We start from the raw sequence: 11048 nt of genomic DNA, 5'->3' as shown, positions 1-11048 counted from the left end.
TTCACGGCCCGGCGGGATTGTCCAGCCTGTCAGGCGATGGCGGCGTTGGTTTTCATCGCCAGCCCGCCGCTGGCCCAGGCGCGCCAGACCCGGAACAGGATCGGCAGCACCACCAGGCTGGCCGCCACCAGCAGCGCCTGCGCCGCCAGCGCCCAGCCGGGCGCAAAGCCCGAAACCGCCGTCCACAGCCCCGCCGTCGCCGCCAGCGGAAAGGTGAAGGCCCCCCAAAGCGGCGAGAACCCCGCCTCGACCAGCCAGCGCAGGCGCAGCGCCGCCAAGGCCAACGCCGCCGCCGCGGCCCAGGCCAGACCCAGCGCCACGCCCTGCCAGCCCAGGGCGGCGGCGACATTGCCCAGCATGGCGATGGGCGCCAGGTGGATCATCAAAAGCGGGCGCAAGGGCGCCGGCACCCGCTCGGCCGCGGCCTGGCGCAGGCTTACGATCCAGATAAAGCCGGCGAAAGCGGCCATCGGCCACCACAGCGCCTGGGCCAGCCCCATCCAGCCGAAACCGGCGGCGGCCTGCGCCGCGACGATCGGGCCGACAAAATTCAGTTGCCAGACCGGCGACACCCGGCCCTGCCCCGGCGTACGAGCCATGACGGGGATCGCCACCGCCCAAAAGGCCAGATGCGCCGCCATGCCGCCGATCAGCACCGCACGCGCCAGCCCCGGCGCATGGGGACCCAGCAGTTGCGCGGCGACATAGATCCCGACCAGCGCCGCGCCCAGGCCGGCGCGGCCGGGCAGCGTGCGCAGTTCCTCGGCCAGGACGGCGGGGCGGCGGGCCAGCTTGGCGGCATAGGCCAGCACGGCAAAGCCGCAGGCCGCGACCGCCATGCCGGTCATGATCCCCGAGACGCCTTGCGGCAGGCCGAATTGCGCCGTGGCGCCGCGCCAGGCCAAGGCCAGGCCAAGCGCGCCCAGAAGCGGCGGAAAGATCGCAGGCGGCACCCGGCGCCAAAGCCCGGCCGGATTGGGACGCGCTGGGGCGAAACGCATGGGAAACCTCCTGCTCGTGGTGTCGCGGCGCGGCGAACGGGCCACACCGGCGACAATGGTTGCGTCAGGACGCCGCGTTACCAAGCAGGGCCAATTGACGCAAGCAGGCGGCCTGCCGCAGGCTGGGTTGCACAGGTCGAAAAGACTGATCGGGGAGGTAACGATGAAAAGGATCATAACCGGCATCGGCGCGCTGCTGGCCACCGCGGCGCCCGCCCTTGCCGGCGGGATCGAACGCGCGCCGCAGTCGCTGGCGCCGCTGTTCGAACAGGGCAATTACCTGGAACTCAGCTTCGGCGGGGTGAACCCGGACGTGTCGGGACAGGATCTGGCGATCTATGGCGGCGCCTCAACAGGCGATGTGGCGCAAGGCTATGGCTTCGCCGGGCTGGCCTACAAGCATCAGTTCACCGACAACCTGTCGGGTGCCTTTATCCTGGAACAGCCTTTCGGGGCGGACATTGCCTATAAGACGATGGCCGAAGGCGGCTCGATGATGCTGGGCGGCACCTTCGCCAGGGTTGACTCCACAACCTATACCGCGCTGCTGCGCTACAAATTCGACAACAATTTCTCGGTGCATGGCGGCATTCGCGGCTCGCGCGCCGACGCCGAGGTCGGGCTGACTGGCGCGGCCTACAGCGACCTTGCGGGCTATAACGTCGACCTGGACAGCTCCTGGGGCGTGGGCTGGGTCGCGGGCGTGGCCTATGAGATGCCCGAGATCGCCGCCCGCGTCTCGCTGACCTACAACTCGCCCATCGAGCATGACTTCGACACGGTCGAAACCCATCCACTTACCGGTAGCGTGGAAAGCAAGACGACAGTCAAGACACCGCGGTCTTGGACGCTGGAGGGGCAGACAGGTATCGCCGCCGATACCCTGCTCTTCGGCTCGATCCGCTGGGTGAACTGGTCAGAGTTCAAGGTCAATCCGCAGGTTCTGGTTAGCCCGCCGCCGGCAGGCTTCGGTGTTGAGGGCGGGCTAGTCGAACTGGAGGACACCACGACCTATACCATCGGCGTCGGCCGCAAGTTCACCGAGAACTGGTCGGGTTCGCTCTCGTTCATGTATGAGCCGGACGGGGACGACCTGGTTTCGCCCCTGGCGCCGACCAACGGGCGCAAGGGCGTGACCTTGGCCGCGGTCTATACCCGCGACAACATCAAGGTCACGACCGGCATCAGCTATATCAAGCTGGGCGACGCCTATGCCGAAACCGGCACCCCGGACGAGCCGCGGGCGCGCATGTCGGGCAATCACGCCTGGGGCGCGGGCGTGCGGATCGGCTATTCCTTCTGATCCGGGCGGAACGGCCGCAACAGGCCCCGGCTCGCGCCGGGGCCGCTCCGCGCAAGCTTGCCCGCTTCACCGTTTTCAAATACTCATGCATCCGCGCCGGCGGGCACCGTCGCCGGAGTATTTGGGGAAACGGTGAAGATCAGCCTTGCAGCGCCTTGACCAGCGCGGTGAAATGTTCGCCGCGCTTTTCGAAATTCGGGTATTGGTCAAAGCTGGCGGCGGCGGGGGCCAGCAGGACGGTTTCCCCCGGCTGCGCCTCGGCCGCGGCGCGGGCGATGGCCTGTTCCATGGTCTCGGCGATCTCATAGGGGGTCTGGCCGATCTGAAGCGCGAAGTCGCGGGCGGAATGGCCGATCAGATAGGCCTTGGCGACATTGCCGAGAAAGGGCGCCAGCGCCTCGATGCCGCCATCCTTGCCCATGCCGCCGGCGATCCAGCGGATGCGCGGGAAGGCGGCCAGCGCCTTGGCCGCGGCATCGGCATTGGTGGCCTTGCTGTCGTTGACCCAGGCCACGCCGCCGATCTCGGCCACGGTCTGGCTGCGATGCGGCAACCCCTGGAAGCTGTGAAAGGCGCGCTCGATCTCGCGCGGGGCCAGGCCCAGGGCGCGGGTCGCGGCATAGGCGGCGCAGGCGTTCTGGTGGTTGTGCTCGCCCGGCAGGCCCTGGATGGCGCGCAGGTCGATCGAGGCTGTCTGGCGGCCCTTGCGCCATTCGGCAAGATGCCCCTTGCGGGCAAAGACCGACCAGCCGAAATGGTCGAGCTTCTGCCCCGAGGAGATGCGGATTACCCGGTCGTCCTCGGGCGCCATGGCAAGCTGGCCGGCAAGATAGCGCCCCTCGGCCTCGTCCACGCCGATCACGGCGCGGTCCGGCCCGCCCTCGGCGAAAAGCCGGCGCTTGGCGGCGAAATAGCCGCCCAAGCCGCCATGCCGGTCGAGATGGTCGGGCGACAGATTGGTGAAAACCGCGACATCGGGGGTCAGGGCACGGGCCAGGTCGGTCTGGTAGCTGGAAAGCTCCAGCACCACCACCTCGCCGTCATGGGCGGGTTCGAGCGACAGCACGCCGGTGCCGATATTGCCGCCCATCTGGGTGGGGCGGCCGGCCTCGCGCAGGATGTGGTGGATCAGAGCGGTGGTGGTGGACTTGCCGTTCGAGCCGGTGACGGCGATCACGCGCGGCATGGTGTCGAACCGTTCCCATTCCGCGGTGGCGAAGCTGCGAAAGAACAGGCCGATATCGTTGTCGACCGGCACGCCGAGTTCGTAAGCCTTGGCGATGACCGGGTGCGGCTTGGGGTAGAGATGCGGGATGCCGGGGCTGGTGATCAGCGCCGAGATGCCCTGCCAGTTCCGGTCCAGCGTCAGGTCGCGCAGGTGCAGCCCATCGGCCTGGGCCTGTTCGCGGGTGTCGATGCCGTCGTCCCAGGCGACGACCTGGCCGCCGCCGGCGGCCAGGGCCGCGGCGGTGGCGCGGCCCGAGCGGCCGAGACCAAGCACGGCGATGGTCTGGTTTTCGACGCCCTGGACCGGGATCATGCTGGTTTCCTTGGCTGTGGCAGGCCGGGGGCGCTTCGCCCCCCCGGACCCCCCGAGAGTATTTGCAAAACGGTGAAAGCCTGTCAGCGCAGCTTCAGGGTGGCAAGCCCGATCAGCGCCAGGATCAGCGCGATGATCCAGAAGCGGATGACGATCTGCGCCTCGCCCCAGCCCTTTTTCTCGAAATGGTGGTGGATCGGGGCCATCAGGAAGACCCGCTTGCCGGTGCGTTTGAAGTAGAGCACCTGGATGATGACGCTGAGCGCCTCGACCACGAAAAGGCCGCCGACGATGGCCAGGACGATTTCGTGCTTGGTGACGACGGCGATGGCGCCCAGCGCGCCGCCCAGCGCCAGGCTGCCGGTGTCGCCCATGAAGACGGCGGCGGGGGGCGCGTTATACCACAGGAAACCCAGCCCGCCACCGATCAGCGCCGCGACGAAGACCGCAAGCTCGCCGGTGCCGGGCACGAAATGCACGCCCAGGTAATTGGCGAAATTCGCGTTGCCGACCATATAGGCGATCACCGCGAAGCTGCCGGCCGCGATCATCACCGGCATGATCGCCAGCCCGTCCAGCCCGTCGGTCAGGTTCACCGCATTGGCGGCACCCAGGATCACCAGCACCGCGAAGGGCACGTAAAGCAGGCCCAGGTTGATCAGCGCATCCTTGAAGAAGGGCAGCGCCAGTTCGCCGCTAAGGGCCGGGGGATGTATCCATGCCGCCGCGGCGCCGGCGGCGACGGCGATGCCAAGCCCGATCAGCAGCCGCACCTTGCCCGAGAGCCCGGCATGGTGCTGCTTGGTGACTTTGGCATAATCGTCGGCAAAGCCGATGGCGGCAAAGCCCAGCGTGACCAGCAGCACGATCCAGACATAGCCGTTGTCGAGCCGCGCCCAAAGCAGCGTGCCGATGCTGAGCGCGGCCAGGATCAAGAGCCCGCCCATGGTCGGGGTGCCGGCCTTGGAGAAATGGTTTTCCGGCCCGTCGTCGCGGATCGGCTGGCCCTTTTTCTGCTTGCGGCGCAAAAGGTCGATCAGCGGCCGGCCGAAGAAAAAGCCGAAAAGCAGCGCGGTAAAGAAGGCGCCCCCGGCCCGGAAGGTGATATAGCGGAAAAGGTTGAAGAAATCCCCGCCGTCGGAGAGGGTCGTGAGCCAATAGAGCATTACGCTGTCCTTTCGCCAGGCGGCGTGCTTTGGCGCGTCCGCCGCAGCGCGTCAACCACCGTCGAGACCTTGGAGGACTTTGAACCCTTCACGAGCACGATATCGCCGGGCGCGACCAGGTCCTGCGCGCATTCGGCCAGTTCGGCGGCGGTATCGGCGTGGCGTCCGCGGCGGGCGGCGGGCAGCGCCTCGTGCAGGGCGCGCATGCGCGGGCCGGCGGTATGGACCAGGTCGACGGCGGCCATCGCCGGATCGGCGGCCATGCCGGCATGGAGCGCGATTTCCTCGGGGCCGAGTTCCAGCATGTCGCCCAGGATCGCCACCCGCCGCCCGCCGGTCAGCCGCGCCAGTGTCGCAAGCCCTGCCGAAAGCGAGGTGGGGTTGGAGTTATAGGCATCGTCGATCAGCCGGATGCCGCCCAGATCCTCGACCGCGCCGCGGCCCAGCGGCGGGCGCCAATCGGATAGACGCGCCGCCGCCTGGGCCAGATCCGCCCCCGCGGCCGACAGCGTCGCCAGCATGCCGACCGCGTTCATGACGAAATGCGTGCCGGGGGTCGCCAGGGTGAAATCCACCGCCTCGCCCAGCACGCGGGCGCGGACCTGGGTGGTGCCGTCCACCGTCTCTGCCTTAAGCGGCCGGGCCATGCCGTGCTGGCCAAAGCCGATGGTGATGGTGCCGGCCCCATCGGCGCAGTCGCGCAGAAGCTGCGTCACGGCCAGATCCTCGGGCAGGATGGCGGTGCCGGGCTGGGCCAGGCCGCGGAAGATCGCGCCCTTTTCGCGGGCGATGCCCTCGATGGCGCCAAAGGCTTCCAGATGCGCGGCGGCGACGGTGGTGATCATGGCGACATGCGGGCGGGCCAGGCGGGCCAGCGGCTCGATCTCGCCGGGATGGTTCATGCCGAGCTCGACGATGGCGAAATCGGTGTCCGGGGGCATGCGCGCTAGCGTCAGCGGCACGCCCCAATGGTTGTTGTAGCTGGCCTCGGCCGCGTGGATTTTCCCTTGCCCGGCCAGGGCGATGCGGGCCATCTCCTTGGTCGAGGTCTTGCCGACCGAGCCGGTGATGGCAATGACCTTGCCGCCCATGCGGGCGCGGCCGGCGCGGCCCAGCCCCTCCAGCGCGGCCAGGACATCGGGGACGACCAGCAGCGGCGCATCTGGGGCCACGCCCTGGGGGATGCGGCTGACCAGCGCCGCGCCTGCGCCCTTTTCCAGCGCCTGGGCCACGAAATCATGGCCGTCGCGGGCGGCTTGCAGGGCGACGAACAGATCGCCCGGCCGGATGGTACGGGTGTCGATGGAAACGCCGGTGACGGCAAAGTCACGGGTGGCGCGGCCGCCGGTCGCGGCGGCGGCGTCATGCGAGGTCCAGAGCGTCATATCTTGCCATCCAGCGCCGCGACGGCCACCGAGGCCTGTTCGGCATCGTCGAAGGGATAGACGTCGCTGCCGATGATCTGGCCGGTCTCGTGCCCCTTGCCGGCGATCAGCAGCGCGTCGCCCGGCTGCAAGGCATCGACGCCGCGCAGGATCGCCTCGGCGCGGTCGCCGATCTCGATGGCGTCAGAGCCGGCGCCGGCCATCACCTCGGCCCGGATCGCGGCCGGGTCTTCGCTGCGGGGGTTGTCGTCGGTGACATAGACGACATCGGCGAATTGCCGCGCCGCCTCGCCCATCAGCGGGCGCTTGAGCCGGTCGCGGTCGCCGCCGGCGCCAAAGACCACGATGATGCGGCCCATGACATGCGGGCGCAGGCTTTGCAGGGCCGAGGCCAGGGCGCCGGGCTTGTGGCTGTAATCGACAAAGACCGCCGCGCCGTTTTCCCGCACCGCCGCCAGTTCCATGCGACCGCGCACGGTGGCCAGGCCCGGCAGGGTTTCGATCACCGGGGTCGCATCGTCGCCGGCGGCGATGGCAAGGCCGGCGGCGGCCAGCACGTTTTCCGCCTGGAAGCCGCCGATCAGCGCCAGCCGCACCAGATGCGCCCGGCCGTTCAGGCTGAAGCGCAAATCCTGCCCGGTCGCGTCATAGCGCTGGCCCAGGATGCGCAGGTCGGCGTCTTCGTCCCTGCCGATGGTGGTCAGCGCCAGGCCGCGGTCGCGCGCGACCTCTGCCATCTGACGGCCGCGCGGGTCGTCGATATTGACCACCGCGCCCGCGCCTTCTTCAAGGATATGGTCGAAAAGCAGCGCCTTGGCGGCGAAATAGGCGTCGAAATCCTTGTGGTAGTCCAGATGGTCCTGGCTGAAATTGGTAAAGGCGCCGGCCTTCAGCCGCACACCGTCCAGCCGGCGCTGGTCAAGCCCGTGCGAGCTGGCCTCCATCGCCGCATGGGTGACGCCCGCTTGCGCCGCCTCGGCCAGCACCCGGTGCAGGGTGATCGGCTCGGGCGTGGTATGGGCCAGTTTCGCCTGGTAGTCGCCCTGCACGCCCATGGTGCCCAGGCTGATCGCCTTGTGCCCCAGCGCCTGCCAGATCTGCCGGGTGAAGGTCGCGACCGAGGTCTTGCCCGAGGTGCCGGTGACGGCCACCATGGTATGGGGCTGGGCGGCGAACCACAGCGCGGCCGCGCCCGCCAGGGCGGCGCGGGGATCCTCGGCCACCACCAGCGCGGCATCGGCGCCGGCCAGCGCCTCGGCGGCGATCTCGGCGCCCTTGCGGTCGGTCAGGATCGCGCCCGCCCCTTGGCGCAGCGCATATTGAATGAACGCGCCGCCATGCGCGGCCGAGCCCGGCAGCGCCGCGAACAGGTGGCCCGGCCTGACCTGGCGCGAATCCACGGCAAGGCCCGTCACCTCGGGGTCGCGCCCCTTGTCCCCCCTAAGCCCCAAAAGGGACAGTCGCATCGCCCGATCGGTCACGGAACCCCCGCTCATTCAGTTCGAGACGAGCCTTAGCCGATCCGGCAAAGGCCGTTCAACCATCGGAAGCTGGGTTTCCGTGGTCGGGCGCAGCCCCAGAAGCGGGGCGACGCGGCGGATCAGCTCGCCCGCAACCGGCGCGACCGTGGTGCCCGCCGTGCGGCTTTCGCCGCCGCCGGCCAGCCCGACCGACGGCTCGTCCAGCGTCACCACCAGCACATATTGCGGCGCGCTGACCGGAAAGGCCGAGGCAAAGGTGGTCACGTTCTTGTCCTTGTAATAGCCGCCGGTGGGCCGCGGCTTGTCGGCGGTGCCGGTCTTGCCCGCCACCTCGTAGCCCTCGACATTGGCCTGGCGCGCGGTGCCATGGGTGACGACCTTGCGCAAAAGCTGCATGGCGGTATGGGCTGCGGACGGGGAAAGCACCGGCTCGCCCGCGCGCATGCTGCGGCCATGCACCAGGGTCGGGCGCACGCGGCTGCCGTCATTGGCGATGGTCGCATAGGCAGCGGCCAGATGCAACGGGCTTGCCGCCAGGCCATGGCCAAAGGCCACCGTGGCCGAGGTGACGGCCGGCCAGCGTTGCGGCACCAGAGGCTTGCCGGTCGGCCCCTCGCTCATCTCGATCGGGGTTGGCTCGAACAGGCCCAGGCTTTCCAGGAAGTCGCGCTGCCGTTCGGGGCCCAGCAGTTGCGCGATCCGCACCGTGCCCACGTTCGAGGATTTGGCGATGATGTCGGCCACCGACAGCTTGCCGCCGTAATTGTGGAAATCGTTGATCAGGTATTTGCCGATCCGCATCGGCGACTGGGTGTTGATCATGGTGGCCGGGCCGATCAGCCCCAGGTCGATGGCCTGCGCCACCGGAAAGATCTTGAAGGTCGAGCCAAGCTCGTACTGGCCCTGCACCGCCCGGTTGAACAGCGGGCTGTCCGAAGGATCGCCCTTGAGCAGCGGGCGCGGCCGGTCGTTGGGGTCGAAATCGGGCAGGCTGGCCATGGCCACGACCTCGCCGGTCTTGACCTCCATCAGCACGCCCGTCGCGCCCTTGGCGTTCATGACCTTCATGCCGTTCGACAGCACCTCCTCCATCGCGGCCTGCACGGTCAGGTCCAGCGACAGGGTCAGCGGCGCGCCCTCATTGGCCGGATCGCGCAGCCATTGATCAAAGGCTTTCTCGACCCCGGCGACGCCCACCACCTCGGCGCTGGCCACGTCCTCTTTGCCAAAGGTGGCCCCGCCCAGCACATGGGCGGCGATATGGCCGTTGGGGTAAAGCCGCATCTCGCGCGGGCCGAACAGCAATCCCGGCTCGCCGATGTCGTGGACGGCCTGCATCTGTTCGGGGCTTATCTTCTTCTTGATCCAGACGAAGGTGCGCTTGCCGGTGAAATCCTTGAGCATCCGTTCAAGCTTCAGGTCTGGAAAGATGCGCACGAGTTCGCGCGCCGCGCGCTCGGGTTCGACCATCTGCTGGGGATGGGCATAAAGCGAATGGGTCAGCAGGTTGGTGGCCAGCACCCGCCCGTGGCGGTCGGTGATGTCGGCCCGCTGCGAGATGATCTGCGCGCCGCTGGTCTGGACCCGCGGCTCGCTGGGCTGGCTGGCGGCCAGCACGCCCATCTTGGCGCCCACGGTGCCAAAGGCCAGGGCAAAGGCGCAGGACATGAAGAACAGCCGGGTCCGGGCGCTGCCGCGCGCCCTTTCCTGGATCGCGGCATGCCTTTGGGCGCGGTTCTCGGCCTCGATGGCATCGGGGTTTTCGCCTGTTTCGCGGGCGCGAAGGATGCGGGCCAGCGGGCGCAGCGGGGTGCGGATCATGGCGTGCTCTCCTGTGGTCTGCGGGGCGGGAAGCCGGCGGGGCGTTCGACCGGAACATCGGCATCGAAACCGGGGACGGGTTCGGGGGACCGGGGCGCGGGGAAGGCCACCTGCCCCACGTCCACGAACTGGTCGGACCCAAAGGGCACCAGCTTCAGCCGCTCGAAGTTCAGGTCGACCAGTTGGCGCAACCGCTCGGGCCGGTTCAGATAGGCCCATTCGGCGCGCAGCACGCCCAGATCCTCGCGCAGCCGGCCGATCTGGCGCTGCATGTCGCTCATCTCGCTGATGGCGGCTTGGGTGCGATAATTCTCGCGATAGGCCCAGAAGGCCAGGCCCATCACCGAAAGCGCGGTCAGAAGGTAAAGCACCGAACGCATCAGGCCCCCCTTTCCGACAGCAGCGGCAGGCCCAGGCCCGCCGGATCGACCCGGCCCGCCGGGGCCGCGGTGCGGATGCCGACGCGCAACAGCGCCGAGCGCGCGCGCGGATTCCTCGCCAGTTCCGCCTCGTCCGCGCCGATGGCGCGGCGGAAGGGCAGCGTGAAGGCCGGCTCTTGGCGCGCCGCCTCGGGCGCATAGCGGCTGCCGCCGCCGGCGCTGTTCGACCGCGCCTGCATGAACCGCTTGACGATGCGGTCTTCCAGCGAATGGAAACTGACCACGGCCAGCTTGCCGCCCGGCCGCAAGGCGCGCTCGGCCGCCGCCAGCCCCGCGACCAACTGGCCGAATTCGTCGTTCACCCAGATGCGGATCGCCTGGAAGCTGCGGGTCGCGGAATGGCTTTGCCCCGGCTTCGGCCGCGGCAGGCAGCCGGCGACGATGTCGGAAAGCTGGCCGGTGCGCGACAGCGGCCGCGCCGCCACGATGGCGCGGGCGATGCGGCGCGAGGCGCGTTCCTCGCCGTAAAGATACAGCACATCGGCGATCACCTGCTCGGGCGCGGTGTTCAGCAGGTCGCCGGCCGTGGGCCCGTCGCCGCCCATGCGCATGTCCAAGGGCCCATCGCGCAGAAAGGAAAAGCCGCGCTCGGGCTGGTCAAGCTGCATCGAGCTGACGCCCAGGTCCAGCACCACGCCGTCCACCGGCCCGCCCGCCAGCCGGTCCAGGTCCGAAAACGTGCCCTCGACCAGATGCAGCCGGTCGCCGTATTCGCCCGCCCAAGCCTGGGCCATGCGAAAGACCGCCGGGTCGCGGTCGATGCCGATCACCCGGTCCGCGCCCTGTTCCAGCAGGCCGCGGGCATAACCGCCGGCGCCGAAAGTGCCATCAACCCAGATGCCCGTCACAGGCTGAACGGCCCGCAACAGCGGGCCAAGCAGGACGGGAATATGCGGTGCCTCGGCCATGCC

Annotated in this window: 9 protein-coding genes; 1 reads left to right on the top strand and 8 read right to left on the bottom strand. The window is 69.0% G+C overall.

Annotated elements, in window-relative coordinates; genetic code table 11:
* Positions 1–29: 29 nt before the first annotated feature.
* Positions 30–1001, bottom strand: a complete 972-nt coding sequence (locus F3H32_RS05640; RefSeq protein ID WP_149764992.1) for a TDT family transporter — start codon at positions 999–1001, stop codon at positions 30–32.
* A gap of 163 nt (positions 1002–1164) precedes the next feature.
* Between F3H32_RS05640 and F3H32_RS05635 the strand changes: the two genes are divergently transcribed.
* A complete protein-coding gene (locus tag F3H32_RS05635; RefSeq protein ID WP_149764991.1) occupies positions 1165–2304 on the top strand; it encodes an OmpP1/FadL family transporter in 1140 nt (379 codons plus the stop codon).
* A gap of 139 nt (positions 2305–2443) precedes the next feature.
* Here the strand turns inward: F3H32_RS05635 and murD are convergent, their stop codons facing one another.
* From murD to rsmH, 7 genes are all read right to left on the bottom strand, one after another.
* Complete coding sequence (murD, locus tag F3H32_RS05630) at positions 2444–3844, bottom strand: UDP-N-acetylmuramoyl-L-alanine--D-glutamate ligase (protein WP_149764990.1); 1401 nt, start codon at positions 3842–3844, stop codon at positions 2444–2446.
* An 83-nt stretch (positions 3845–3927) separates the two neighbouring features.
* Entirely contained in the window at positions 3928–5010 is a 1083-nt protein-coding gene (mraY, locus tag F3H32_RS05625; protein WP_149764989.1) for a phospho-N-acetylmuramoyl-pentapeptide-transferase, read from the bottom strand.
* The gene (locus F3H32_RS05620) at positions 5010–6395 is read right to left on the bottom strand and encodes a UDP-N-acetylmuramoyl-tripeptide--D-alanyl-D-alanine ligase (protein ID WP_149764988.1); all 1386 of its coding nucleotides are present in this window, start codon (positions 6393–6395) and stop codon (positions 5010–5012) included. The genes mraY and F3H32_RS05620 overlap by 1 nt, the downstream gene beginning before the upstream one ends.
* Complete coding sequence (locus tag F3H32_RS05615; protein ID WP_149765050.1) at positions 6392–7861, bottom strand: UDP-N-acetylmuramoyl-L-alanyl-D-glutamate--2,6-diaminopimelate ligase; 1470 nt, start codon at positions 7859–7861, stop codon at positions 6392–6394. Before F3H32_RS05615 ends, F3H32_RS05620 begins: the two co-directional genes overlap by 4 nt.
* Positions 7862–7891: 30 nt before the next feature.
* Positions 7892–9697, bottom strand: a complete 1806-nt coding sequence (locus tag F3H32_RS05610; RefSeq protein WP_149764987.1) for a peptidoglycan D,D-transpeptidase FtsI family protein — start codon at positions 9695–9697, stop codon at positions 7892–7894.
* Complete coding sequence (ftsL, locus tag F3H32_RS05605; protein ID WP_188128595.1) at positions 9694–10077, bottom strand: cell division protein FtsL; 384 nt, start codon at positions 10075–10077, stop codon at positions 9694–9696. Before ftsL ends, F3H32_RS05610 begins: the two co-directional genes overlap by 4 nt.
* Positions 10077–11045 carry a 16S rRNA (cytosine(1402)-N(4))-methyltransferase RsmH gene (gene rsmH, locus F3H32_RS05600; protein ID WP_149764985.1) on the bottom strand — a complete coding sequence of 323 codons (969 nt, stop codon included), beginning with the start codon at positions 11043–11045 and terminating at the stop codon, positions 10077–10079. Before rsmH ends, ftsL begins: the two co-directional genes overlap by 1 nt.
* Positions 11046–11048: the final 3 nt, after the last annotated feature.

Source organism: Paracoccus thiocyanatus (assembly GCF_900156255.1).
GTDB lineage: Bacteria > Pseudomonadota > Alphaproteobacteria > Rhodobacterales > Rhodobacteraceae > Paracoccus > Paracoccus thiocyanatus.
The sequence above is the reverse complement of the archived record's forward strand: the minus strand, read 5'-3'. Positions and strand labels throughout refer to the sequence as shown.

What these genes read in the sequence shown, in the direction of transcription:
- F3H32_RS05640 (WP_149764992.1), bottom strand. Translation starts at nt 1,001, where the DNA reads ATGCGTTTCGCCCCAGCGCGTCCCAATCCGGCCGGGCTTTGGCGCCGG.
- F3H32_RS05635 (WP_149764991.1), top strand. Translation starts at nt 1,165, where the DNA reads ATGAAAAGGATCATAACCGGCATCGGCGCGCTGCTGGCCACCGCGGCG.
- murD (WP_149764990.1), bottom strand. Translation starts at nt 3,844, where the DNA reads ATGATCCCGGTCCAGGGCGTCGAAAACCAGACCATCGCCGTGCTTGGT.
- mraY (WP_149764989.1), bottom strand. Translation starts at nt 5,010, where the DNA reads ATGCTCTATTGGCTCACGACCCTCTCCGACGGCGGGGATTTCTTCAAC.
- F3H32_RS05620 (WP_149764988.1), bottom strand. Translation starts at nt 6,395, where the DNA reads ATGACGCTCTGGACCTCGCATGACGCCGCCGCCGCGACCGGCGGCCGC.
- F3H32_RS05615 (WP_149765050.1), bottom strand. Translation starts at nt 7,861, where the DNA reads ATGCGACTGTCCCTTTTGGGGCTTAGGGGGGACAAGGGGCGCGACCCC.
- F3H32_RS05610 (WP_149764987.1), bottom strand. Translation starts at nt 9,697, where the DNA reads ATGATCCGCACCCCGCTGCGCCCGCTGGCCCGCATCCTTCGCGCCCGC.
- ftsL (WP_188128595.1), bottom strand. Translation starts at nt 10,077, where the DNA reads ATGCGTTCGGTGCTTTACCTTCTGACCGCGCTTTCGGTGATGGGCCTG.
- rsmH (WP_149764985.1), bottom strand. Translation starts at nt 11,045, where the DNA reads ATGGCCGAGGCACCGCATATTCCCGTCCTGCTTGGCCCGCTGTTGCGG.